Annotated in this window: 20 protein-coding genes and 1 tRNA gene; 7 read left to right on the forward strand and 14 right to left on the reverse strand. The window is 33.9% G+C overall.

Features of this window, described 5'->3' with window-relative positions; all coding sequences use genetic code 11:
* Window positions 1–98: 98 nt before the first annotated feature.
* The gene (locus tag ACZ0AH_RS07315) at window positions 99–1,958 is read right to left on the reverse strand and encodes an endonuclease (protein WP_463475157.1); all 1,860 of its coding nucleotides are present in this window, start codon (window positions 1,956–1,958) and stop codon (window positions 99–101) included.
* Between the two features lie 413 nt (window positions 1,959–2,371).
* The gene (locus tag ACZ0AH_RS07320) at window positions 2,372–3,892 is read right to left on the reverse strand and encodes a hypothetical protein (RefSeq protein ID WP_463475158.1); all 1,521 of its coding nucleotides are present in this window, start codon (window positions 3,890–3,892) and stop codon (window positions 2,372–2,374) included.
* A gap of 246 nt (window positions 3,893–4,138) precedes the next feature.
* On the opposite strand from ACZ0AH_RS07320, the gene ACZ0AH_RS07325 reads away from it, so the two are divergent.
* The 4 genes from ACZ0AH_RS07325 (at window position 4,139) to ACZ0AH_RS07340 (ending at window position 6,607) form a co-directional block, all read left to right on the forward strand.
* Window positions 4,139–4,567, forward strand: coding sequence for a PaaI family thioesterase (locus ACZ0AH_RS07325; protein ID WP_463475159.1), 429 nt, complete (start codon window positions 4,139–4,141; stop codon window positions 4,565–4,567).
* Window positions 4,568–4,569: 2 nt separating this feature from the next.
* Window positions 4,570–5,649: a chorismate-binding protein gene (locus ACZ0AH_RS07330; RefSeq protein WP_463475160.1), complete on the forward strand. Its 1,080-nt coding sequence runs from the start codon at window positions 4,570–4,572 to the stop codon at window positions 5,647–5,649.
* Window positions 5,650–5,751: 102 nt separating this feature from the next.
* Window positions 5,752–6,468 (forward strand): bacillithiol biosynthesis deacetylase BshB1, encoded by a 717-nt coding sequence (gene bshB1 / locus ACZ0AH_RS07335; RefSeq protein ID WP_463475161.1) that lies wholly within the window; start codon window positions 5,752–5,754, stop codon window positions 6,466–6,468.
* Window positions 6,469–6,533: 65 nt separating this feature from the next.
* Window positions 6,534–6,607, forward strand: a tRNA-His gene (locus tag ACZ0AH_RS07340).
* A 133-nt stretch (window positions 6,608–6,740) separates the two neighbouring features.
* On the opposite strand, the gene ACZ0AH_RS07345 is transcribed toward ACZ0AH_RS07340, so the two are convergent.
* From ACZ0AH_RS07345 to ACZ0AH_RS07395, 11 genes are all read right to left on the reverse strand, one after another.
* The gene (locus ACZ0AH_RS07345; RefSeq protein WP_463478089.1) at window positions 6,741–7,724 is read right to left on the reverse strand and encodes an ISAon1 family transposase; all 984 of its coding nucleotides are present in this window, start codon (window positions 7,722–7,724) and stop codon (window positions 6,741–6,743) included.
* Window positions 7,717–8,067, reverse strand: coding sequence for an ISAon1 family transposase N-terminal region protein (locus tag ACZ0AH_RS07350; RefSeq protein WP_463474809.1), 351 nt, complete (start codon window positions 8,065–8,067; stop codon window positions 7,717–7,719). Before ACZ0AH_RS07350 ends, ACZ0AH_RS07345 begins: the two co-directional genes overlap by 8 nt.
* A 320-nt stretch (window positions 8,068–8,387) precedes the next feature.
* Window positions 8,388–9,236 carry a KPN_02809 family neutral zinc metallopeptidase gene (gene ypfJ / locus ACZ0AH_RS07355; RefSeq protein ID WP_463475162.1) on the reverse strand — a complete coding sequence of 283 codons (849 nt, stop codon included), beginning with the start codon at window positions 9,234–9,236 and terminating at the stop codon, window positions 8,388–8,390.
* Window positions 9,237–9,328: 92 nt separating this feature from the next.
* The gene (locus ACZ0AH_RS07360; protein ID WP_463475163.1) at window positions 9,329–13,381 is read right to left on the reverse strand and encodes a PAS domain S-box protein; all 4,053 of its coding nucleotides are present in this window, start codon (window positions 13,379–13,381) and stop codon (window positions 9,329–9,331) included.
* A gap of 89 nt (window positions 13,382–13,470) precedes the next feature.
* Window positions 13,471–14,286 (reverse strand): hypothetical protein, encoded by an 816-nt coding sequence (locus tag ACZ0AH_RS07365; RefSeq protein WP_463475164.1) that lies wholly within the window; start codon window positions 14,284–14,286, stop codon window positions 13,471–13,473.
* A 122-nt stretch (window positions 14,287–14,408) separates the two neighbouring features.
* The gene (locus tag ACZ0AH_RS07370; protein WP_463475165.1) at window positions 14,409–15,737 is read right to left on the reverse strand and encodes an aldehyde dehydrogenase; all 1,329 of its coding nucleotides are present in this window, start codon (window positions 15,735–15,737) and stop codon (window positions 14,409–14,411) included.
* A 75-nt stretch (window positions 15,738–15,812) separates the two neighbouring features.
* Entirely contained in the window at window positions 15,813–16,502 is a 690-nt protein-coding gene (locus ACZ0AH_RS07375; RefSeq protein WP_463475166.1) for an RluA family pseudouridine synthase, read from the reverse strand.
* A gap of 44 nt (window positions 16,503–16,546) precedes the next feature.
* Window positions 16,547–16,897, reverse strand: a complete 351-nt coding sequence (locus ACZ0AH_RS07380) for a four helix bundle protein (protein ID WP_463475167.1) — start codon at window positions 16,895–16,897, stop codon at window positions 16,547–16,549.
* 66 nt (window positions 16,898–16,963) lie between these two features.
* Window positions 16,964–17,782, reverse strand: coding sequence for a 3-methyl-2-oxobutanoate hydroxymethyltransferase (gene panB / locus ACZ0AH_RS07385; RefSeq protein ID WP_463475168.1), 819 nt, complete (start codon window positions 17,780–17,782; stop codon window positions 16,964–16,966).
* Between the two features lie 49 nt (window positions 17,783–17,831).
* Window positions 17,832–19,025 carry an SH3 domain-containing protein gene (locus ACZ0AH_RS07390; protein ID WP_463475169.1) on the reverse strand — a complete coding sequence of 398 codons (1,194 nt, stop codon included), beginning with the start codon at window positions 19,023–19,025 and terminating at the stop codon, window positions 17,832–17,834.
* A 105-nt stretch (window positions 19,026–19,130) separates the two neighbouring features.
* The gene (locus ACZ0AH_RS07395; RefSeq protein ID WP_463475170.1) at window positions 19,131–20,558 is read right to left on the reverse strand and encodes an L-serine ammonia-lyase; all 1,428 of its coding nucleotides are present in this window, start codon (window positions 20,556–20,558) and stop codon (window positions 19,131–19,133) included.
* Between the two features lie 320 nt (window positions 20,559–20,878).
* On the opposite strand from ACZ0AH_RS07395, the gene ACZ0AH_RS07400 reads away from it, so the two are divergent.
* The 3 genes from ACZ0AH_RS07400 (at window position 20,879) to ACZ0AH_RS07410 (ending at window position 24,203) form a co-directional block, all read left to right on the forward strand.
* Window positions 20,879–23,026: a cation:proton antiporter gene (locus tag ACZ0AH_RS07400; protein WP_463475171.1), complete on the forward strand. Its 2,148-nt coding sequence runs from the start codon at window positions 20,879–20,881 to the stop codon at window positions 23,024–23,026.
* A 214-nt stretch (window positions 23,027–23,240) separates the two neighbouring features.
* The gene (locus ACZ0AH_RS07405) at window positions 23,241–23,807 is read left to right on the forward strand and encodes a hypothetical protein (protein WP_463475172.1); all 567 of its coding nucleotides are present in this window, start codon (window positions 23,241–23,243) and stop codon (window positions 23,805–23,807) included.
* 18 nt (window positions 23,808–23,825) lie between these two features.
* Window positions 23,826–24,203 (forward strand): VOC family protein, encoded by a 378-nt coding sequence (locus tag ACZ0AH_RS07410; protein WP_463475173.1) that lies wholly within the window; start codon window positions 23,826–23,828, stop codon window positions 24,201–24,203.
* Between the two features lie 115 nt (window positions 24,204–24,318).
* Here the strand turns inward: ACZ0AH_RS07410 and ACZ0AH_RS07415 are convergent, their stop codons facing one another.
* Complete coding sequence (locus tag ACZ0AH_RS07415; protein ID WP_463475174.1) at window positions 24,319–24,999, reverse strand: 2'-5' RNA ligase family protein; 681 nt, start codon at window positions 24,997–24,999, stop codon at window positions 24,319–24,321.
* Between the last annotated feature and the right edge of the window lie 8 nt (window positions 25,000–25,007).

Below are 25,007 nucleotides of genomic sequence, written 5' to 3' on the forward strand. Positions count from 1 at the left end.
AGTCTTTTATCTGCTCAATTTGCCAAATCTGTGAGAGGATTAATTAAAACAAAAAAAGCGGCAAATTTGCCGCTTTTAAATTAACTAAGAATTCGTTCTTAATTGATTATGATCTTTTTACTAAAAGTTTCAGAATCTTTATTAATACGAACAATGTAGATGCCTTTCGGCAAGTTATTTATCGTAGATAATGAATCTATAGTATTTGGTTTCTCAAATACTTTTTGACCTAATATTGAAATTATCTCGATAGAATATGATGTGTTATTGTTGTTAAAATAAATTGTAAAAGTTCCGTTAGAAGGATTTGGATATAAAACCATTCCTTGTAATTCGGCAGAAACTTCTTCTGTTTCAACAGTTGTAACTTGTGCACGTTTAGCACCTAAGTTAGAGCAGGTATCAGTTGCATAAGAATCCCATTGCGAACTTAAATTGAATGTTGTAGTTGGAGAAGTTACTGTTGATTTTCGTCTTAAAGTAACATCAATAGCAAAGTTGCCAGTTCCGCCGCTAAAAGTTCCTATAATATCAATCAAAACGCCATTTTTGAATAAACCTACAGCGTCATTTCCGTTAAAAGTCAATTCAGTTGCAGTTGTCGAAATGTTTGCAGAACCTGTAGCATAACAGCTTAAAGATATTGAACTGTTTACGATCGTAAATTTGCTTCCGCTTGATAATGTTCCGCTTAAAGCCAAACCAGTGCTCCAGGATCCTGCGCCGTTAGTTTGTTTTTTGATGGTATAAGCAGATAAACTCACAGAATTTCCTGTATTATTGGCAATTTCCAATGCCTTGTTATTTCCGGAACCTTCAATATATTCAGAGAAAAGTAAGTCGGTTGCAGTTCCGCCAGTTCCGCTGCTGTTTGTCGTTACGGCAATTGTACTGCTTGACGCAGAAACATTTCCGGCAGCGTCTTTTGCTTTTACATAAATAGAATAACTTGTCGAAGCTGTTAAACCTGTAATCGTTGCAGTTGTTCCTGAAACTGTAGTTTTTAAAACGCTATTCGCATAAACATCATAACCTGTAACACCAACATTATCTGTAGAAGCGGTCCATGCAACTGTAACAGATGTCGAAGTTTTAGATGTCGAAGCTAAACTTGTAGGTGTAGTTGGTGCCTGAGTATCTCCGGAAGGAGCAGTACCTCCCCAAATTTGATTTATATATTCCGGATGATCGATATACGGATTTCTGTTATTTTGACGCGCATAAATGGCATTGTTTCTTGCAATTTCTCTTGCACTTACAGGATCCTGAGCATTCCAGGCTAAGAGCATATTTAAGAAAGCAGTTGTAAAAACTTTATTGCTTGAGCCATCAAACATAGCATATGAATAGCCGGAAACGGTGTTTTCGTAACGGGTTGCAAAATAAAAATACATACGGGCAATATCTCCTTTAAAAGCATTAACAGGTTCAAAAACAGTTCCTGAATATCCGGATACGCCACTTGATCCTAATTTGCTTCCGTTTTGAGACGTATAAGTTGCTGAAGCTACAGTTCCGTGTGGATAATTAGAACGCATTCCGTTTACTTTTCCATCAGTTGGCGTAATAAAATGTGCATCGGCAACCATTGGAGATTGTTCATTAAAAACCGATTGCGGGATAATATGTTCTCTGTTATAGCAATCACCTTCTACAGAATAATTCCCGCATCTTTGTGTGCTTCCTGTACTATAATTGTAAGGATCTGTTCCGGATGGATTTTCAGAATACATGTCTAAAACTGTTCCGTCATTTTCATAAAAATTATCAACATCAGAGGTTTGATAAGTCGTGTACAAACCTGCATATCCATTATCGGTATGACCTTTAATAATGTTGTACAATTGTGTTTTTAAGTTGTAACCTGTTCCGGTTGCAGTATTGTAATAACCAGAAGGAATTTGACCAAAACTGACCGTGAAAACGAGCAATAATAAAAATGAGTAGTTTTTCTTCATAAAAGTTTTTTTAAATTTGGTTTGGTAATAAATTGATTCTAAGAATCTTAATTTGTTGATTGTACCAAATCTACTACTTTTATGAATACGCTGCGTTAAGCGATGTTTAAATTTAGATATATTTTCTTACGGGTGTTTTTTTGGTTGCTACGAAGGGGCTAAGGCACTATTTTTTTGAACCATATAAGTAATATAAGTTCATTTTAGAAAATTAATATCGCAAAGTCGTCAAGTTTTTCTACAATCTTGTCATTTCGAGGAACGAGAAATCTTCGAGAGAAGCTCGACAAAGACTAGCGATTTTGCATGCGGAGTTACTTACGAAGATTTCTCGTTCCTCCAAATGACAAACAGTACGATTAATAATTACTTAAAAAAACTTCGCGTCTTAGCGCCTTGGTGGCAAAAAAAAATTACTTAGACTTAGGAAATGCAGCACTCTGATAAGCGCCTAAATCTGGCGGTGAAGTTCTTGTTGCCCCAATAATATCTATCGGAATTATATACGCCTGATTCCCTTTCGCGAAAGCGGCAGAAGTATTATCAATATTGAATTGATTTAGATTCACATTATAAAACTTCGGGTTTTCATTTAGAATTATGTTATTATAATGTACCGGATCTGATTTGAACTGATAATCAGGATTTGTGCTTGAACTGCTAAATCTTAATAGACAATTGTTTAGTTGATATACAAAAGCAGCATTTGTGTTTTTATCCAAATTAAATGCGTTGGTATTCGATCCGTAAATAATACAATTGTTAAAAGTTGCCTGAGTCAAAGGATTGGTTTCCGGAGTTTTGCCTGCCAAACTATTACTTAAATTAACGGCAAATGGCGAACTGCCTTGCCAGTTGTTATAGAAAGTAGCGTGTGTAAAACTGTAATTTCCGCCATATACGCACGATAAACTTGCTAATCCTGCATAATTAATGACCAGGTTTTCACCGTTAATTCGGGCATTTTGAGCCAGGATTCCGTATTGTGCGCAGTTGTAAATTTGTGTATTTTTTATTTCAAAAGTAGTGTTGTCCTGATTTTGTATGTCTAAACCAATTATGGCATTTTTTAATGTTAAATGATTTATAGAATTATTCGTACTTCCTTCAGCCAGAATAATAGAATTCCATTGTCCGGGAATATCATCGTAAAGAGATTCTAAACGGTCGCCTTCAAAAACAACTTCGTTTTCGAGTTCTTTTGTTGTCGAAATAGTTCCGTTAATGTGAAGTGAAGCGTTTTTATCAACAAAAAGTCCTGAATTTGCGTGGAAATACACGCGTGAACCTGCTTCAAAAGTGACGGTTTTATTTTCAGGAACTCCGGCGTATCCGTAAATTACATATGGTTTATCCTTGTTGAAAATCAATTCATTTCCGTTTACAGCGTCATTTTCATCCAAATAAAAACCATCAACCGGTTTGCCGTCGATCTGGATTTTTTCTTTGCTTCCGTCAGGATTTTGTTTTGGATATAAAAAAACGGCATCCTGAATTAAAGTTACCAATGCAACTTGCTGCAGATTGGCACCGCTGTCAAACTGAATTTCATCGGTATATAAAAAATCTGTTGGGTTTGCATCTGTAATATCTGCCGTAGTTTCTATAAAAATATACAAACTGTCTTTCGCCAAAAGCATTACATTGTTGAAAATCTTACCATTATTACCATTCATTCCGTCAACGGTCATTCGGTATTTTGAATTTAAACCTTTTTTAAATTGAACTGTCGGAATCGAAATATCATTTTTACTTCTGTTATATACCTTAAGCTGATACGTACTTGAACCAATATTTTTAAAAACAGTATCTAAATAAACAGTGTCTTTTGAAAACTTTAAATCTCCGGAACTGGCAACGGTATCAAAATCTGTTCGACATGAACTGAATGCTAAAAGTAAACCTATAATGAAGAGAGTAAAGTAATGACGCATTTGATATGTTTTTATTTTTTTGCCACACATTAAAGGGTTAAAATGATTTTCTGCGCAATGCGAAAAAAATAATAATCTGTGATAATCTGTGAATCCCGATAGCTATCGGGAGTGGCAAATATTTTTATCGTTTTGTAAAAATAGCAAAAAACTTACATGTTTTACAGATGATTTTAATATTAGAAATCTATTTTCTAATTTGTATCTCATCTTTTCTTTAATTTTACGATTTTAAATTCCATTTTAATGAATTACACAAAAGAGCAAATTTTAGAGCGTTGCAACCAGTTTTCTAAAAACACACTAATGGAAACGCTAAAAATAGAATATATAGATGCTGGCGAAGATTTTTTAACTGCAAAAATGCCAGTAAATCCGTCAGTTCACCAACCCTTGGGATTATTGCACGGCGGAGCTTCTGTAGCTTTGGCAGAAAGTGTAGGAAGTGCCGCTTCGTTTTTTTTCATCAATCCGAAAGAACAAGAAGTACGCGGAATAGAAATTTCGGCCAATCATTTAAAAAGCATTCGCGAAGGTTTCGTTTTTGGAACTGCGCGTATCATTCATAAAGGAAGAAGTATTCATCTATGGGAAATTAAAATTACAGATGAAGCCGGAAACCTGATTTCACTTTGCAAACTGACCAACATGGTTTTAGATAAAAAAGTAATTTAATTATGAATGACTTTTTTTCTACCATAAGAAAACATCAGGAGCTAAATTTGCCTTTTGTAATCTATTCTAAACCTAATTCGTCGAGTATTTTTGCAATTTTACAGCAAAATGATACTTTGTATACGGTTACTGATTACAGCGAAAAAGGCTTTGTTTTTGCTTCTTTTGATGAAAAACAATTGATTTTAATTCCTGAAAAAGAATCAAAAATTATAAGTGCAGAACAGACTAAAGTCAATTTTGATTTTAATGAAATTGAAGATGCGAGTTTTGATCCTGAAGCTAAAAGGCAATATGAGGATTTAGTCGAAAAAGGAATTGAAGCCATTAAAAACGAAGAATTCAAAAAAGTAGTTTTATCCAGAAACGAAGAAATTGAGTTGGCCGAATTTGATTTTATTACCACTTTTCAGCGTTTGATTCATTTGTATCCAACGACTTTTTCATACTGTTTTTTTCATCCTGAAATTGGACTTTGGATGGGCGCAACGCCTGAACAATTGCTCAAAGCAAACGGAAATGCTTTTGAAACTACGGCTTTGGCAGGAACTCAAAAAGCAAATTTAGAAGCTGAAATTATTTGGCAGCAAAAAGAAAAAGACGAACAGCAATACGTAACTGATTTTATTGTAAAAAGATTGCGTGAAGTTGCATCATCTGTTATAATTACGGATCCTTACAGCATAAAAGCAGGATCAATCTGGCATATTAAAACGGATATTTCCGGAGTTTTAAATGATAATTCGACGCTTGAAGAAGTAATCGATACGCTGCATCCAACGCCGGCAGTTTGCGGTTTGCCTAAAAAGAAAGCCAAAGCTTTTATTATAGAAAACGAAAACTACGACAGAACTTTTTATACCGGTTTTCTGGGCGAATTAAACAGCAGTTTTGCATCAAAATGGGAGAGCTCTGATTTATTTGTAAATTTACGAAGCATGCAAATTCAGAATAAAAAAGCCATTTTGTACATGGGCTGCGGAATCACCAAAGAAAGCATTCCGGAAAAAGAGTGGGAGGAAAGCGTGAATAAATCCATGACAATGAAAAGAGTTTTGAATATAAAAAAGAGTGGCTGTTAGAAGTATTCAGTCGCAGTCACAGTTTTCAGATAAACTGAGACTGAAAACTGAGACTGAAAACTGCGACTAAACCTGAAACCTGAAACAAAACAAACAAAAAAAATGAAATTAGATATATTAGCATTTGGCGCACATCCGGACGATGTTGAATTGGGTTGTGCGGGAACTATTTTAAAAGAAGTTTCCCTTGGGAAAAAAGTCGGAATTGTTGATTTAACCCGAGGTGAATTAGGAACGCGCGGTTCTGCAGAAATCAGAGATGAAGAAGCAAAAGATGCCGCAAAGATTTTAGGCGTTTTAGTTCGGGAGAATTTAGCGATGCGCGATGGTTTTTTTGCCAATGACGAAAAACATCAATTAGAAGTCATCAAAATGATCCGAAAATACAAACCCGAAATTGTATTGTGCAATGCAATCGACGACCGTCATATCGATCACGGAAAAGGGAGCAAATTAGTATCTGATGCTTGCTTTTTATCAGGATTAATGAAAATTGAAACGGCTGTTGATGGAGAGAAACAAGAAGCCTGGAGACCAAAAGTGGTGTATCATTATATTCAATGGAAAAATATTGAACCGGATTTCGTTGTAGACATTACTGGTTTTGTAGATAAAAAAGTAGAAGCTATTACGGCGTATAAAACACAATTTTATGACCCGGATTCAAAAGAACCAGCAACACCAATTACGAGTAAAAACTTCCTAGAAAGCTTAAATTACAGAGCGCAGGACTTAGGAAGACTGGTTGGAGTAGATTTTGCAGAAGGTTTTACTGTCGAAAGGTGTTTGGCAGTCAATAGCTTAGAAAATTTGATGTAATTTTTTCATTTTTTTCTTTGTAGAAGTAAACCTTTGTTATATATTTGCAACCGCTAAGCAAAATGGTGGTTGTAGCTCAGCTGGTTAGAGTAGCGGTTTGTGGTGCCGCGGGTCGCCGGTTCGAACCCGGTCAGCCACCCAGAAATTTAAAGCCTTGAAGAAATTCAAGGCTTTTTTTGTGGATATATTTTAAATTCCAATTTTTTTAAAAATCCAAATCTCAAATGATTTCGAATTCGTTATTTAAACGGATCAGGTTCAAAAGTTGGGGATTAGGCAAAAAGATTAGATAATCTGAATAAGAAGAAATCTATATTTCTGACTCCTCTAAATTGGGATCTAAAAGCTTTAATTTTTGCATTAAAAGATTCTGCTGAAGCATTTGTACTTCTGTTGTCAAAATAGTTTAAGATTGACTGGTAATTAAAAGTTATGGTATTGAGTAAAATATTAAAGTTTTTAAAACCTGATTCCTCTACGTTTTTGTACCAATGCGCCAGTTTGGTCATGGCAATATGCTTGTCATTATTGTTGTTATAAATCCCTCGAAGTTGTTGACTTAGATTATATGCCTGCTTTATATCAGGATATAATTCAAATACCATTTTTGCTCTTTCTTTTTGACTATCAGTCCATTTTTCCCGAGATTTATAAAGTAGATACCTGCTTCTTGCTAATAACTGTTTTACAGAATCTCCGTTGGGTAATAGCTCTTGAATGTATGTTTTGTTTTCTGATTTTGCCTGCAGGATCAATTGATTCTCAAAATCCATGGCTTCCCATCGATGTTTGATCCTGATTTCTTGTAATGCTTCCAAAGCTAATTTTTGAACATGAAACCTATCGGTCACCTGTATCGCTTTTGGGAAACATCTTTTTGAGATCAGTTTCATAGAATTAGCCATATCGAGTGTTATTTCTTTTACCGAAGCTCTCTTTTTATAGTCAATTTTGCTGATATGCTCTATTACCTGATCTGCTTTAGTTCCAGAGATAATAGCCACTAAAGAACCTTTCCTGCCTTTGAATTTCTTGTTGGTGACAATAGTATAAAGTTCTCCTTGAGACAAAGCTACTTCGTCAATCGATAAATGCGACCCCATATTTTCAGGATAAATAATCCATTGGTGGGCATGTTTGCGTGAAATCCAGGTACTAAAAGAACTCAGATGTTTTTTATATTGTCTTTGAAGTTTTTTACCGTTGACTCCAAAAAAGCCTCCAATGGTATTACAATCTGTAGCACTCTTATCGATTAATTTCTTTTAAAAAAGTCGCAAACTCCTGAGTCATGCGTGTTCCTTTGGCTACTAAAGCCCAATCTCTTTTAATAATCTCTGCAGTGCTTTTGTTAGTCCAGCGACGTCTTTTGATGTGCAAATAGACCAACTTACCTCTTAAAGGAAAATCCTGAATGGTAACTTCGTCCAAAAAACCTTTGGATACCAATTCAACAGATGCAAATTCTTTTGGAATAGTAGATTTCTCTTCAAAATACAAATGCAGATTTTCTTCCGAATTTTTAAATGAGGTTAGGTTAAAGTTTTCAATTAAAAACTCAGGCAATATTAATTTCAGCAGTTCTATATACGATTCCAATTCTAAACTATTTTTTTACAAATATCCGAATTCTTAATTAGTTCTCCCCAGGTTTTGTTCTTGATCCATTTAAACTATAGCCCACGGTTTCAACCGTGGGTACACAATATTATTCACAATATATATCACGATGCGTATCCCAAGGTTGAAACCTTGGGCAATGTTTAGTTTGTGAGATAAATGATGAAATAGATTATAGATATTAAAGCTTAATATTTTAAGTTTCAATTGGGCTAATTTGGAATTTATTTTTGTAAAACAAAAAAAGCATGACGATTAAGTCATGCCAATTCATTTGGTTGTTATATTTGGTTTAAGTATTATCTAATTTCCGCAAAAGTATCTCCTTGTTTAATATCTCCGGTTTTAAAACCTTTTTTAAACCAGTACATTCTTTGTTCTGATGTGCCGTGCGTAAAAGAATCCGGAACAACATGACCTTGCATTTTACTCTGAATAGCGTCATCGCCAACAGCATTTGCAGCGCTTAAAGCTTCGTCGATATCACCAACATCCAGATTTTTTTCATTATAATGTGCCCATACTCCGGCATAAAAATCGGCTTGTAATTCTAATGCTACCGAAAGCTTATTCGCTTCGGCTTCGCTTTTTCCTTCTTGCGCTTCGTGCATTTTGTTTGAAGTTCCTAACAAAGTCTGCACGTGATGGCCAATTTCATGCGCGATAACATATGCAATGGCAAAGTCTCCACCTTTGGCACCAAATTTCGTTTTTAATTCCTCAAAGAAACCTAAATCCATATAAACTTTTTGATCGCCCGGGCAATAAAACGGTCCCGAAGCAGACGATGCGCCGCCACAATTAGTTTCAACAGAACCTTTGAAAAGGACCAATTTTGGATTTTTATACGTCATTCCGTTATCAGAGAATATTTTGCTCCAAATGTCTTCATTATCCGCTAAGATAACTTTGACAAATTGCCCCATTTCTTCATCTTCCTTGCTTAAAGGAACTGTGGTTTCCTGAGTTTGTTGTCCGCCCTGAACTTGTTGTAAAGCAGATCCAACCATTTGTCCGGTTTCACCTCCAAAAACATTTAATAACAAAATAATTACACCAATAACCCCGCCTCCAAGAGCTACTTTTCCACCAGAAACACCTCTTCTGTCTTCTACATTATCACTTTGTCTTCTGCCTAGCCACTTCATATTTATACTGTATTTTAGTTTATTTAGATTTTTCTTGTACGAATTTATATATTTTTTAGGAAATACACCTTACAGATTAGATTTAGTTTTTACTATTTTAACCATTTGGCCAAAGTTTCTTCTACAGTTCCTTTCATAATAGGTTTCGAAATATAATCATCCATTCCCGCAGAAATGCATTTGTTTCTTTCCTCTTTTTCGGCTCCGGCGGTTACCGCAATTATAGGAATCTCTCGGCCTGAAATCGTATTTCTGATTGCTTTAGTAGTCTCATAACCATTCATAATAGGCATTTGGATATCCATAAAAACAAGGTCGGGATTAATATTTTCGAACTGTTTTACGGCCTCATATCCATTTTCACATTCGTAGATGTAGGCGCTGTTGTATAAATTTTTGATAATGGTTTTCAAAAGCAGCATGTTAACTTTATTGTCTTCTACGATTAAAAAAGTGATGTTTTTACTGTTTGGTTTCAAATCATGAAGGCATGAATCTGAAATTATACTGTTTAATTCAGCATTGTATTTTTCATTAATACTCTGATTGCTGGTTTTTAAATTCAAATCAAAATAAAACTTACTTCCAATATCTATTTTGCTTTCCAGCTGTAATCGGCTTTCCATCAAAGCAAGTAATTGATTAGAAATAGTTAAACCCAAACCGGTTCCTCCAAATTTTCTCGTTGTAGAACTATCTTCTTGTGAAAAAGCTTTAAAAATTTTCTTCTGATTTTTGTCAAGAATCCCAATTCCGGTATCAATAACCGAAAAACGGATGATGCAATCGTTATTTTTGAATTTTTCCAAAACAGAAACATTCAGTTTTATAGAACCTTCATTTGTGAATTTTACAGCATTTGAAAGTAAATTGATCAAAATTTGTTTGATTCTCACAATATCTGTCCAAATGTATTTGGGAACATCAGGATCTACATTAAGTTCCAGTTCAAGATTTTTTTGGTTGGATTCATAAACAATCAAATCAAAAACCTGACCGAGTACTTTTTTGATATCATATAAATCGATGAAGAGTTCCAGTTTTCCGGCTTCAATTTTAGAAAAATCAAGAATATCATTTATAATTTCAAGCAGCGAATGTGCCGATTGATTAATTGTAGTCATGTATTTTTCCTGAATTTCTTCAAGTTCCGTTTTCATCAATAAATGGGTAAAACCAATAATTCCGTTCAAAGGCGTTCTGATTTCATGCGACATATTAGCCAAAAAGTCAGATTTTGATTTATTGGCGGCTTCGGCTAATTGTTTGGCTTTTATGGCGTCTTCGGTTTCTTTTTTATTGGTAATGTCAAAATAAATTCCACCAACAAATTCAATTTCATTGTCTCTTTTTATAACATCGCCAAACTCTTCTACCCAAATATATTCGCCGGTTTTTCGTTTAATTTGGTAAACATTATGCAGCGGAATTCCGTTTTGCAAATTATCAACCTGATTGTTGATTACATCGTCTCTGTCGTCCGGATGAATAAGGGATAAAAAGGATAAATTGTTTTCAATAAATTCAGATTTTGAATATCCTGTTAAGTTTAAAATCTCGTCGCTCAGGAATATTTTGGTCGAAAAAGCATCAAATTTTGATAAATAAACCGTTCCGGGAATATTATTGGCTATTAATTTGAATTTTTCCTCACTTTCAAGAATTTTATTTTCATTTCGGTTTCTTTCCAATGCCGAAGAAATGTTATTAGCAAGAACCTGAAAGATATAGATTTCTTCTTCAGACCATCTTTTTTCGTTTGTACAATCATCAAAACCAATAAATCCGGTAAAAATATCATTGATATATATAGGCAGAATCAAAATCGATTTAATTTCGTTATCCACCAATAATTGCTTAAAAAAAGTATCTTCGAGTTTACGTGTCAGCGTGTTTACTATTTTTTTATTTTGTGCCGCTTCGTAAATTTCTTTCAAGTCATCTTCTGTAAGCTGTCTTAAATTGGTTATCTGATGTGGAATCCCGTTTCTGGACCATTTGTATTTTTGACTGGAAGTATTGGTCGTAAAATCTCTTTCGTAATAAAAAATATGATCTACTTTTGACGCTTTTCCAATCAAATCATACGTTTCCTGAAACATTTCGTGAGTCGTTTTACTCAGCAAAAACTTCTCTGTACAAAGAGAAAGTGCATATAATAACTGACTTTTAAATTCTAATTTTCGTTCTGTTTCCAGTCGCATTTGCGATGAAATAGCCAGCGAAATAACATCCGAAATAGTTCTGGCATAATTGATATCCTCGTTATCCCAATCTCTTTTTGCCTCGGTACTTTCAAAACAAACCACACCAGCCAATTGTCCGTTTAAAAATATCGGAACATCGAGCATTGATTTAATATGGTTTTTAGTAAAATAAAGCTTTTGAAATTCAGAAGTTTCTAATTTATTAAAAACATCCGGAGCGTTTATAATTGCTTTGTTTTTTAAAGTTTCAAAATAAATGGGATAAGATTCTTTATCAAGAATATTTTTATCGCTTAAATTTTGATTATCAATACTGTAAAGGTTTTTGCAAGTAATTAAATCTTTATAATATTTCCAGAAACTTACGCGATTTGTTTTACTGACTGTTGCAGCTTCTTCGAGAATTAAGTCAATTACCGTATCTAAATTATCGTATTTGCTAAAATCGGTAGTTGATAATTTTTTTGTGGAATTATTATAAGATTCAATTTTTTCGAGACGCCTTTTCTTCTCGTTTTCAATGTTTTTAATTTCGGTAATATCCCGCGCAATACCTGCAAAACCTATGGTTTCTCCCAAATCATTTTTGCGGACAATTACTTTTTGTGAAATCCAGACTTCTTCGCCATTTTTCTTTAGGACCGGGATTTCAATTGTTGGAAAATTATTTTCGTTGAGGTTTAGGTTTTCATAAAAATCAACGGCACTTTTTATATAATGTTCATGTATAAAATTAGAATAATGCTGTAAAATTATTTCGTTTTCAGAATATCCTAAAATAGAATATGCAAACTCATTTATGAAAGTAAAATAACCTTCAGAATTAATTTCGAATATAATATCAGTTGCGGTCTGAATCAGGTTTTTATATTGGTCCTGAACAATAACCTGCTCGGTAACGTCCTGGCCAATACTGATTATCAGGTCTTCAGAGAATTTTTTGTCTTTCCACTGAATGTATTTGTATTCGCCGTTTTTGCTTTTTAATTTTCGGGTATAAATTTTATTTTCCTCGTGATTTATCGGATAAATATTTTCATTTATCTCATTGCCTCTTGTCAGTTTCCAAAAATTCAATCCCATAACTTCTTCGGGCTGATAACCTAAAATAGCCGTTATGGTTTCACTGCAAAATAATATTTCACCTTTTTGATCTGTTGCAATAGTCAGCGAATTTCCTTTATGGACAATTTCACTGGCAAACCTGAAATTATCCCGATTGTTTAATAAAACGGCATATTTTACCTGATTAATGATGAAAATCAGAATGCAAAAATTGATTAATAAAATAGAAGATTTTATCGGAATTAAATGAAAAAAAATGGTTAAGATTAGAAAAGTAAATACTAACCCAACAAAAAGCCAGTAAATTTTTATTGGTTTTAAAATGTTGTAAGAGAAGAAAAAAGCAATTAAAAAAGCAATTACAGGAACAACATCATTGTGAAGATAAACTATATTGTAGCTAATATGACCAATATAAAGAAAGAATGAAAAAATAAAAAATTGCTGAATTTTATTTCTTAAACATTTTATTTTATCAGTTATTAAATAAGCAATCAGGATTAAAAAGCCAATGGAAACGTTTATAACTAATAAACTTTTGGGTCTTATTCTAAAAATTTCATTGATGATTTCGATTACAATAATTGCAATACCAAAGAATAAAATATAGAGTTGATATTCTCTGTTTGCAGTTTCTGCTTCTCGTTTTTTCTCTATGAAATTGCCAATTTTGGCCTTTATCCGAAAGAATTGATAAATCAATAAAGCTAAAAAACCAAAGAGGGATAATCCTAAAATAATGAGTTTAGGATTGTTATAAAAAATAATTTCAGAGTTGAAAACGTACCAGTTTGTTATAATTGATTTCAGGGTATTGCCAAAATTGGCAATTCCTGAAATCAATGTATTGAAAAAACTATAGTTTTCTACCATAGAATTTGTGGTATTTGGGTTTAGTGTATAGCCTTTTTGAAAATTCTAAAAGAGTAGGTTAAGCTCTTTTTTGTTTAGAATTTTCTGTTTTATTCTAAATCCGATTGTCCGATTGAATCAATCGAATCTTCTTGTTCTTCTTCTTCGGTAAAAATTGAAAAATAAGTTGAATATGTCATTGATGTATTAAAAACAAATGTGAAAAGCACTCCGATACAACAGCCTACTAAACCTACCATAGAGCCAATAAAACCAACAATCAATAAACCGAAAATTATTAAGGGGTTTTTACTAATAACGATTAAGCTTGATTTTAACGCATCTAATGCTTTTAGATTTCCAAAAATCACTAGTGGAATAGCTAAATAAGTTAAGTAAGATATGATAAGATTGGTAGCTAAAGAACTAAAAACTATAATTCTTGGATCCCCGGCAATATAACTTTGTGTTACATGCGAAATTGCGCCACCTACAATTGCAATGGTAAAACCAACTATAAATAGTTGAGAGAAATGATGCGTTTTATAATAAGTAAAAATCGTAGAAACATTAAACTCTTCGTCTCTGTCAGCGCAATGTGCCATTTTAAGAAATCCGGCACCAAATGGCGTAAATAAAGCGGTTATACCAGCAACGCCAACTGTAGAAATCAAAAGTTCTAAATAACTTTGTTTTTGATTATCTAAACTTTCAAAAAAATCCGGGGTTAAATTTGCAACTCCATAATAAGCAGCAAGTATTCCAAATAATCCAACTGCAAAGACAATTGAAAAGACTAATATAATAAGCCCGGAGTAAAGCGCAATTTTTTTGTAGTTTTCGAAAGCGTAATTAAAAGTGGAACCAAAATCAATAGTATAGCCATTTTTTTTGATGTCCTCAATTTGGTCAAGTGTAGATTTCATTTTAAAGGTAAAAAATTATTTATATTCTTGTAAGTTATGATAACGAATGTGACGTAAATATAATATTTTTAATCAATTCCGCATGAAAATCTACAAAACATTACGAAATTGTTTTTACATTCTTACATCCAGTCTAATAGGCGTTTAATTGAAGCGAGTTTGTCTTTGTAAGGCGCGTATCGCATAGGCAGGTCAAGCCAGTTTGCTTTTTTTACGACAGCTTTATGGTGCGAAAATACATCAAAGCTCAATTGGCCGTGATAAGCGCCAATTCCGCTATGACCAACACCGCCAAAAGGCAATCTTTTATTTGAAAAATGTACCACTGTATCATTAATGCAACCGCCTCCAAAAGAGTAAGTTGCAATTAGTTTTTTTGCAAACGAATTATTTTCGCTAAAAACATAAAATGCAAGAGGTTTCTCATAACGGCTGATTACATTTTGAATATCAGCTTCTGTTTCATACGTTAGAATTGGCAATATCGGACCAAAAATCTCTTCTTTCATTACAGGGCTATCCAATGCGGGTTCTTCTATTAAAGTTGGCGAGATATAAAGCGTGTCTGCATCTGTTTCTGCTCCAAAAATTACTTTTTCGCGTTCAATCATACTGTCTAACCGAACCCAATTTTTGGTATTTATGATTCGGGCAAAATCAGGGGATTTCTCCATTTTTTTGCCGTAAGCCTTGATAATTTCTTCCATAAGGAAAGAAACAAAATTGACTTTCATGTTTTTCTGAATCAAAATATAATCCGGCGCAATACACGTTTGTCCCGCATTTATAAATTTTCCCCAGACAATTCGTTTGGCGGCCAGTTTTAAATTGGCAGTTTCATCAATCACACACGGATTTTTCCCGCCTAATTCAAGCGTAACCGGCGTTAGGTTTTCGGCTGCAGCCTTAGCGACAATTTTTCCAACAGCAACACTTCCTGTAAAGAAAATATAATCCCAGCGTTGTGCCAATAATTTATTTGAGACTTCTACACCGCCTTCAAAAACTTCGACATGACTGACATGAAATGTTTTTGCAATGATTTTTGCGATTATGGCTGATGTATTTGGCGTAAGTTCTGATGGTTTTAAAACAACACGGTTTCCGGCGGCAACAGCAGAAATCAAAGGACATAATGCCAATTGAAAAGGATAATTCCAAGGCGCAATTACCAAAACATTTCCGTAAGGTTCTTTGTAAATATAATCAGTAGAAGGAAAGTTAAGCAAGGATGGAAAAACGCGTTTTGGTTTTGCCCATTTATTGAGATTTTTAATAGTGTCTTTCAGGTCTGAAATCACATAATTTGTTTCTGTTAATACAGCTTCAAATTCTGGCTTTTTAAAATCATCGTATAGGGCTTTTACAATTAAATCTTCGCTTTTTTGTATGTTATACAGCAATTTCTTGAGCGTTTCTTTTCTGTATCCGATGTCGTTTTTATAGTCCATTTTATGATTGCATTGTTTTTTTCTCTATGCAAGTTAAATGATAAAATTTAAAAAAATAACAATTTAATCATAAAATCATAGCGCATTCCAGATGGTTTCGTCAGGAGTAGGCGCAACGATCGTCATGTTTTCTTTTGAAACTGGATGTATAAAAACTAATTTTCTGGCATGAAGATGAATTCCGCCATCAGGATTACTTCGGTCAAAACCATATTTTAAATCCCCTTTTATAGGCGATCCAATCGCAGCTAATTGTGCACGAATTTGATGATGGCGGCCGGTATGTAAATTGATTTCAAGCGCTACATAATTCTGAAGTTCTTTAAAAACAGTATAATCTAAACTTGCCAGTTTACTGTCCGGAACTTCTTTTAAATGTGCTTTCGAGGTATTATTTTTTTCGTTTCTTTTTAAGTAATGAACCAATTTGGCAGTTATTTCCTGAGGTTTATTCTTCACAACTGCCCAATAAGTTTTCTGTGTTTCACGATTGCTGAACATTTCGTTCATACGTGTTAATGCTTTACTTGTCCGGGCAAAAACAACAATTCCGGTTGTAGGTCGGTCTAAACGATGAATCACACCCAAAAATACGTCGCCAGGTTTATTGTATTTGTCTTTTATGTACTCTTTTACAACATCAGATAAAGGTTTATCACCCGTTTTATCGCCCTGCACAATATCGCCTACGCGTTTGTTAACCACAATGATATGATTGTCTTCGTGCAACACCTGTAGATTGTTTTTATTAGAAAGTACTTTCAAAATCGATTTTTAGATTATTGGATTTTTAGATTATCGACTTTGCCTTAAATCAAAGTCGACCTAAATTTTGATGTCATTTTTACAATTCTATCAAGATTAAAACATAATTCGTCTAATTTTATTTGAGTTATATAACCTAAATCAAATGAAATTAATAACTGAGTCTCAATTTCGAAGATAGAACCTATTGCTATTTCAAGAAATCTCGAAAAATCTTTGTTACTGCTTCGGGAACATCCTTCAGCAATATTTGAAGGTACAGATACAGAAGCACGACGAAGTTGATTAGTTAGACCGAATTTTTCTGAATCAGGAAAATTTGATGTAATATTATAAATTTCAGAGCAGAATTTTCTACTTGATTTCCAAATTTCCAAATCCTTAAATCTGTGCATTATAAATTTCGTTTAATTTAATTAATAGTCCTTTCGAACAATCTAACAATCGAAAAATCCAGCAATCTAGTACTGTTCGCTGGAATTCGGAAAATCACTCGACTTAACATCAGCAACATATTGACCAATTGCCGAAGTCATTTCCTGATAAAGATTTAGGTAACGACGTAAAAAACGCGGACTAAATTCGTTGTTCATTCCTAACATGTCATGAATAACCAAAACTTGTCCGTCGACACCGCCTCCGGCACCAATTCCGATAACAGGAATCGAAATGCTTTTGGCAACTTGCTCTGCTAAATGAGCAGGGATTTTTTCGAGAACAACCGCAAAACAGCCTATCTTTTCTAGTAATTTAGCATCTTCAATTAGTTTTTCGGCTTCCTGATCTTCTTTTGCGCGAACGCTGTAAGTCCCGAATTTATAGATAGATTGAGGCGTTAAGCCCAAATGTCCCATAACCGGAATTCCTGCGTTTAATATTTTTTTGATTGATTCTTTTATTTCTTTTCCTCCTTCAAGTTTTACGGCGTGACCACCGCTTTCTTTCATGATTCTGATTGCTGAACGCAAAGCTTCTTTTGGGTCAGATTGGTAACTTCCAAAAGGTAAATCAACAACAACCAAAGCTCTTTCGATAGCACGAACTACAGACGAAGCATGGTAAATCATTTGATCTAAAGTAATTGGCAACGTCGTTTCGTGACCCGCCATAACATTTGATGCTGAATCGCCCACTAAAATCACATCGATTCCGGCGGTATCAACAATTTTTGCCATTGTATAATCGTAAGCCGTAAGCATAGAGATTTTTTCTCCGTTGCTTTTCATTTCGATTAATGACTTTGTTGTGATTCTTTTATAATCTTTTTTTGCTACTGACATTTTGTTTTTTTTTGAAGGTGTAAAAGTATTGAATAATTATAGATTGAAATCAGCAATAGAAGAATATTTCAATAGTAAATAACTTTCCGTCTTTGAATTCGATCTTAAATTCGCTGTCTTCTAATTGAATAGAGTAAGAGTGCGGCGCTTTTATAGAAGCACTAATATAAGCGCCGTATTTTTCGATAAAGGCTTTTTCTGATACTGAATTATCCAGTACTGAATTTGCATTAAAAATAAGTTTGTTGTTTTCGTTTATAAAAACCTTGGTTATTTCGGCCTGATTTTGTTTTTCATTTACAGAAGCTTCCAAATCCGGATAATAATAGAAATTATCACTTAAATAAACACCGCATTCATCGCTTATGGTTCCTTTTTTTGCAGGTTTTCCGAATGTTTTTACCAAATCTTTTTGAGTAAGATATAAGGATTTGGTTTTAATACCTTTTAACAAAAATTCAGCTTTTTTGGTAAAAGCTATAATCTCTTCTGTTTTTTTGTGTTTGGATAACCCTTTGGCTATAGCCATATTTAACTCAGTATCAGCAAGAAGTTTAGGATCGTTTAATTGTTTTACAACTTCGTAATATTTTTGGTATGCCGGAGCTAAAGTTGTGTTTTCGCTATTCCACGCCAATTCTACAAGTCGTTCACCAGCCGTTTTGCGTTCTGTAATATTAGTAACATCGAGTTTATCAAAATCTTTTAAAAGTGTATTAAAATTAGGTCTTTTGCCAACAAATTTTCTTAATGTAAATATTGATTCATCGCTAAAATGCCCGCCAATATTTACCCATTCGTCCTGATTTTTAGGAATATAATTAATTGAGACAGGATCACCTGTATTTAATATTCCTTTTATTTTCGAATTTTTATCCGGTTGCGCCCTGGCTTTTAAACCGGCAACTAGAACAAAAAGATGATTTCCGCCGTAATAATTATCGCCGCCTTCCAGAATTGGATTTTCGCTGTCTATGGTTTTTACATCTTTAAAATTTAATCTTTCGGCGATAAATTTCTCCGGAACATAACCTTCTGATAAATTATCTGCTTTTACTTTATACCAGCCGTTTTTGTTTTCGGACAACAATTGAACTTCGGCACCATATTTAAAATAACCCAAAAAATCTGAAGTATTTGCTGCTGTATACAAACGTGTATCCGAATTAATGAAATAACGTTCCTGCGAATGCAATAAAACCGTGCAAAACAAAATTGCAATTATGAAGTGGTATTTTTTCATGGAGTAGATTTTTGTTTGCCACGAATTTCACGAATTTTTGCTTGTGCAAAGTGAAGCTAAAATATTAATTAGTGAAAATTAGTGAAATTCGTGGCAAAAATATTTTTAGCAATCCGCCATATTTACAGCAATTGCCAAACCGCCTTCTGAGGTTTCTTTGTATTTTGAGTTCATGTCTTTTGCGGTTTGCCACATCGTGTTGATCACTTTATCTAACGGAACTTTTGCGTTTTTAGAATCCGTTTCAAGCGCTAATTCTGCAGCATTTATGGCTTTTATGGCGCCCATCGTATTACGTTCAATACACGGAATCTGAACCAAACCGCCAATTGGGTCGCAGGTTAATCCAAGATGATGTTCCATTGCAATTTCCGCAGCCATTAAAACCTGAGCAGGAGTTCCGCCCATTAATTCGCAAAGCGCCGCCGCAGCCATTGATGATGATACACCAATTTCGGCCTGACAACCGCCCATTGCGGCAGAAATAGTAGATCCTTTTTTGAAAATACTACCAATTTCTCCGGCAACCATCAAAAATTGTTTGATTTCTTTTTCGCCTGCATTATGGTTTTCAATCACCAGATAATACATTAAAACTGCTGGAATTACACCAGCACTTCCGTTTGTTGGCGCAGTAACCACGCGGCCTAACGATGCGTTTACTTCATTCACGGCAAGTGCAAAACAGCTTACCCATTTTAAGATTTGGCGAAATTTAACTTCGGTTTTTCTAATTTCTTCCAGCCAGCCTTGTGGTTCTGAATAATTAGCCAAACCAATTAAATTCTGATGCATATCAAAAGCCCTTCTGCGAACGTTTAATCCGCCCGGAAGAATTCCTCCCGTGTGACAGCCAATGTACATACATTCTAACATCGTGTTCCAGATGCGCATTAATTCCGAATGAATTTCAGCTTCCGGACGCATTGATTTTTCGTTTTCATAAACAATTTCCGAGATGGATTTGTTTTCTGAAATTGTATAATTTAAAAGCTCAACCGCATTTTGAATCGGAAAGGGAAAAGCACATTTTATAACCTCTTTTATTTTTGCATTTGTACGTTCTTCCTTAACCACAAAACCACCTCCAATAGAATAAAAAGTAGATTCGTATTCAGAATCATCTTCTTTGTATGCCGTAAATTTTAATCCATTTGCATGGAAAGGAAGAAACTCTTTATTGAAAACAATATCCTGCAGGAAATAAAACGGAATGGTATATTGATTCGCCAAAACAATTTCGTTATTGGTTTCGATTGTTTTGATGATTCCCGCAATATTTTCAACCGGAATATATTCAGGATCCTGGCCGCTTAAACCCAACATTACAGACAAATCTGTTGCGTGGCCTTTTCCGGTCAAGGAAAGAGATCCGTATAAATCAACTTTTACACGTTTGATCTGGTCTAAAATAGATTCGTCTTTTAACTCTTCTAAAAAACGTTCTGCGGCTCTCCAGGGACCCAAAGTGTGCGAGCTTGAAGGGCCAACACCAATTTTAAGCATATCAAAAACAGAGATACATTCTTCCATTGTGTAAATTTTATTAAGACAAAGATAATTGAATAATGCAAAGAAGTTTTATTTTGATTTAGAAATCTTGCGGTTTTGTTAAAAAAAATATTAAATTTTAATAATTTGACAATGAAGTAAATTTAATTGCTTAATATAGACCTTTCGTAAAAAGTTCGTGCTTTTTTAGGTATTTTTGTAATGAAACAAGTCCTAAAATAAACCCGATTTTTAAGGTATAAAAATCGAAGTAAACCACAACTTCTAGTAATTCATTTTAATGCAGAAACGTCTTTTTTACGATGAAATTAAAATACCACAATGAAGATTAAAATTACAATATGATAGAATTTTTCAAGCATTTCATACAAGAATTCGAATTACCGCTTAGCAACCCAGTATTGATTTTTTCTTTGATACTTTTCATTATTCTGTTGTCGCCTATTTTACTAAAAAAAATAAATATTCCCGGAATTATTGGTTTGATTATTTCGGGCGTAATCATTGGTCCACACGGACTTAATATTCTTGCCAAAAACTCGGCTGTTGATTTATTCTCCACAATCGGACTTTTATATATTATGTTTATTGCCGGTTTAGAACTCGATATGAATGAGTTTAAAGCCAATAGAAACAAAAGTTTATTGTTTGGATTTTTTACTTTTATTTTCCCGCTTTCAATAGGATTCCCGGTTTGTTTCTATTTACTAAAATATGATTTCAACGCCAGTTTTCTAACCGCAAGCATGTTTGCAACGCACACTTTGGTAGCTTATCCAATTGTGAGCAAACTTGGAATTGCAAAAAATCAGGCTGTTGCCATAACTGTTGGAGGAACTATTTTAACAGATACTGCCGTTTTAATAATTTTGGCCATAATTATGGGAAGCAGTCAGGGAAACCTGAATCAGGCTTTTTGGATAAAACTTGGCGTTTCATTGGTTATTTTTTCAGCCATTATGTTTTTAGTAATACCAAGAATTGCCAAATGGTTTTTTAAGAAACTGGAAAGTGAAAAACACGCCCATTATATCTTTGTACTTTCAGTCGTTTTCTTTGCAGCGTTTTTGGCAGAAGTAGCCGGAGTAGAACCCATTATTGGCGCATTCGTTGCCGGTTTGGCATTAAATCCCTTAATTCCGCAATCATCTGCTTTGATGAACAGGATTGAGTTTATTGGGAATTCATTGTTTATTCCGTTTTTCCTGATTTCTGTTGGAATGCTGGTTGATATCAGTGTCATTTTAAGCGGACCAACAGCATTAATTGTGGCCGGAACTTTGAGTGTCGTGGCTATTTTTGGAAAATGGATTGCCGCCTTTTTTACTCAAATCGTTTTTAAATATACAAAGACCGAAAGACAGCTTATTTTTGGATTAAGCAGTGCGCACGCAGCCGCAACTCTGGCCGTTATATTGGTTGGATTTAAAGCGAAGATCCTGGACGAAAATATATTAAACGGAACTATTATCTTAATCTTAATTACGTGTATTGTAGCTTCGTTTGCGACAGAAAAAGCAGCGAAGAAAATTGCAATCTGCGAAGAAGAAATCTCGCATGAAGATGCCAGTCACGATCAGATTTTAGAAGAACATATCTTAATTCCGCTGGCAAAAACTTCTGCAACAGCAAGTTTATTAGATTTTGCCCTTTTGATAAAAGACAAAAAATCAGCCAATCCAGTAACTTTATTAACGATTGTTCCCAATAATGATCAGGCGGAAATTAATATTTTGAAGTATCGAAAAGCCGTTGATAAATTCGTAATCCAAGGTTCAGCATCCGAAGTAAAAATAAATACAATTGCCAGAATAGATCATAATCCGGCAAGCGGAATTGCAAGAACTTCTAAAGAAATCATGTCTGATATTGTGATTGTAGGATGGCCAAGAAAAACCGGTTTCCTGGATAAAATATTTGGAGAAAATGTAGATTCTATTATCAATAATGTAGACAAAAGTTTATTTATCTGCAGGTTTCAAAAAACATTTATAGAAGAAAAAAGACTAGTATTTATTTGTCCGCCTTTTTCTGAAAGAGGTTTTGGATTTCAGCTTTTACTACAGAAAATCTGCCGTTTATCACAAGAATTAAGCATTCCGATTGTAATTTATGCGGAATATAAAACGCATCAGGCGATTCAGGAAGTGGCCAATAAATTAAAACTGAATGCGAAATTAGGTTTTAAAAGTATCCTGGATTGGGATGATTTTGAATCAATCTCAGATGAAATTAAACCAACTGATTTAATTGTTTTCAATTTATCCAGAAAAGGTTCAGTTTCGTATCAATCAATCTTTGATAAACTGCCTCAAAAATTTGATAAGTCATTTGATGAGAACAACTTGATTTTGGTTTATCCGCAAGATGACCGTAAAGTAACTTCTATGGATGCTTACGAAGATTTTACCGCAACGCCATTAACAAAAGGTCTTGAAGCCATTGAACAGATTGGTCGTGGTTTGGGAAGTATTTTGAAGAAGGGATAAAGAGATAAAATATCAGATATTTAGATTGCGACAAACCGGACAGGTTTTTAAAACCTGTCGGGTTTAATACACACAAAAGAAGAAGCTAGTGTTTAAAAATCTTGTTAGTGTGGCTGCTTCCTGCCTCGCAATGACTTTGCGTGGGTCTTTGCGAGGCAGGAAGCAATCTCATATCGTTTTCTAAAAGAGATTTTAAAGTTTTATATTGAAAATTATGAAAGAAAAAATACTTTTATGTTTCTTATTTTTTTCATTTACCTGTTTTTCTCAAACAGTTAAATTGACTGGTAAACTAATTTTGAAAGATACTGAGAATTATAAAAAGGTTGTTGAAAATACATATATAATTCTAAAAACCAGCACTAAGACAGATACCGTAAAAGTTGATTCTGATTTAAGATTTGCATTCGAAGATGTAAAAATAGAAAGAATACAAATATTTATTTCGCCAAGGAGTTATCCTGTTAATACTTCTTATCTAATCAACTTAAAAGAGAAGGAAATTAATAACATAGAAATTCCATATTCATCAGTTTGTCCATATGGAAAAGATAAAGATAATTATTGCCCAGTTTGTCATAAAAATGACCAAGTAATTCCAATCGTTTATGGATTTTTAGCAAAAATAAATTACAGGGATAAAAATGGAAATCCTACAGATAAAAATGGAAAGATAATTTCTAAAGAAGAGAGCGAAAAGGTAAAATATAAATCTGGTGGCTGCGTGGTTTCTGATTGTCAGCCTAATTGGTTTTGTCAGACAGATCAAACTGAATTTTAGTCATTTAACTCAAGAAATATGAATCACAAAGCCGTATCAATCAGACCCTTTATTGGAGCTAAAGATTTTGAAATTTCCAGAAGTTTCTACAGAGACTTAGGTTTTGAAGAAGGCGTTTTAGATCCGAAATTTTCTGTTTTTAAAACGGGAGAATTAGCCTTTTATCTTCAGGATTATTATGATAAAAGCTGGAATGAAAATACCATGATTTTTCTTGAAGTCGATGATGTTGATTATTATTACGATCAGTTATTGGCTTTAAACTTAACAGAAAAATATGGTGTAAAACTAACGCCAACGCGCCATTTAGACTGGGGAAGCGAATGTTTTCTGCACGATCCGTCCGGTGTTTTATGGCATTTTGGGAACTTCTCAGGCAAAGAATATAAAAAATAGTTTGCCACGAATTTGCACGAATTTTTTTCTTCAAATTAGTTTGAAAATCCAGCCGATTAATTAGTGAAAATTAGTGAAATTTGTGGCAAAAAAACAATAAATTCTTTGCGGAAATCTACAATATAAAATCTGCAAGATGTATCGTGTTTTCTTTCCTCTGATACCAATCATTATGTACCAATTCGATATTTTCTACCGCAAATTCTCCAAAATTATAATCACGGAATTGCTCTGTAATGGCTATTAATTTTTTCGGATTTTGAAGTTTATGCTGAAATCTTACAACGGTTGAATGCGCGGTCGAAATCGCATAACGACTATCTATACTTTGCTGTAAAGTCGATTTTTTGAAATTTTCACGAAGTTTATCGCGTAAAACATTAAGCGTTTCATCTGACGGAAATCCCTGAATCATTATTGCTGAAGTTGAAGCTGTAACGCCTCGAAATTCGATTTTGATTTTACTCAAATTTTCCAGACTTTTTTGAATGATTTCGATATAATCTTCAACCGAAATCTGATCTAAACTAAAACCCTCGTAACACGAAATAATAGACAATACAGTAATGTGAATATCAGAATCAGCATAATAATATTGTTCAGGATCAATTGCTTTTAATTCGGCTAAAAACTGCTGAATATTAGCTTTAATTGTTTCGCTTGGGCGGATGAGAATTGTAATTCCGAATCGTGAATCGGATTCATTTTTTAAATCAGGATCTAATTTGTAGTTTCCTGCTAAAATAACTGCTGCAGATTTTTTATAAAGCTGATTGTAATGTTCTTGTAAATTCATTTTAAAAA

The organism is Flavobacterium sp. AC105, assembly GCF_979258495.1.

What these genes read in the sequence shown, in the direction of transcription:
- ACZ0AH_RS07315 (WP_463475157.1), bottom strand. Translation starts at nt 1,958, where the DNA reads ATGAAGAAAAACTACTCATTTTTATTATTGCTCGTTTTCACGGTCAGT.
- ACZ0AH_RS07415 (WP_463475174.1), bottom strand. Translation starts at nt 24,999, where the DNA reads ATGAATTTACAAGAACATTACAATCAGCTTTATAAAAAATCTGCAGCA.
- bshB1 (WP_463475161.1), top strand. Translation starts at nt 5,752, where the DNA reads ATGAAATTAGATATATTAGCATTTGGCGCACATCCGGACGATGTTGAA.
- ACZ0AH_RS07395 (WP_463475170.1), bottom strand. Translation starts at nt 20,558, where the DNA reads ATGGAAGAATGTATCTCTGTTTTTGATATGCTTAAAATTGGTGTTGGC.
- ACZ0AH_RS07410 (WP_463475173.1), top strand. Translation starts at nt 23,826, where the DNA reads ATGAATCACAAAGCCGTATCAATCAGACCCTTTATTGGAGCTAAAGAT.
- ACZ0AH_RS07330 (WP_463475160.1), top strand. Translation starts at nt 4,570, where the DNA reads ATGAATGACTTTTTTTCTACCATAAGAAAACATCAGGAGCTAAATTTG.
- ACZ0AH_RS07360 (WP_463475163.1), bottom strand. Translation starts at nt 13,381, where the DNA reads ATGGTAGAAAACTATAGTTTTTTCAATACATTGATTTCAGGAATTGCC.
- ACZ0AH_RS07390 (WP_463475169.1), bottom strand. Translation starts at nt 19,025, where the DNA reads ATGAAAAAATACCACTTCATAATTGCAATTTTGTTTTGCACGGTTTTA.
- ypfJ (WP_463475162.1), bottom strand. Translation starts at nt 9,236, where the DNA reads ATGAAGTGGCTAGGCAGAAGACAAAGTGATAATGTAGAAGACAGAAGA.
- panB (WP_463475168.1), bottom strand. Translation starts at nt 17,782, where the DNA reads ATGTCAGTAGCAAAAAAAGATTATAAAAGAATCACAACAAAGTCATTA.
- ACZ0AH_RS07325 (WP_463475159.1), top strand. Translation starts at nt 4,139, where the DNA reads ATGAATTACACAAAAGAGCAAATTTTAGAGCGTTGCAACCAGTTTTCT.
- ACZ0AH_RS07320 (WP_463475158.1), bottom strand. Translation starts at nt 3,892, where the DNA reads ATGCGTCATTACTTTACTCTCTTCATTATAGGTTTACTTTTAGCATTC.
- ACZ0AH_RS07380 (WP_463475167.1), bottom strand. Translation starts at nt 16,897, where the DNA reads ATGCACAGATTTAAGGATTTGGAAATTTGGAAATCAAGTAGAAAATTC.
- ACZ0AH_RS07365 (WP_463475164.1), bottom strand. Translation starts at nt 14,286, where the DNA reads ATGAAATCTACACTTGACCAAATTGAGGACATCAAAAAAAATGGCTAT.
- ACZ0AH_RS07400 (WP_463475171.1), top strand. Translation starts at nt 20,879, where the DNA reads ATGATAGAATTTTTCAAGCATTTCATACAAGAATTCGAATTACCGCTT.
- ACZ0AH_RS07370 (WP_463475165.1), bottom strand. Translation starts at nt 15,737, where the DNA reads ATGGACTATAAAAACGACATCGGATACAGAAAAGAAACGCTCAAGAAA.
- ACZ0AH_RS07405 (WP_463475172.1), top strand. Translation starts at nt 23,241, where the DNA reads ATGAAAGAAAAAATACTTTTATGTTTCTTATTTTTTTCATTTACCTGT.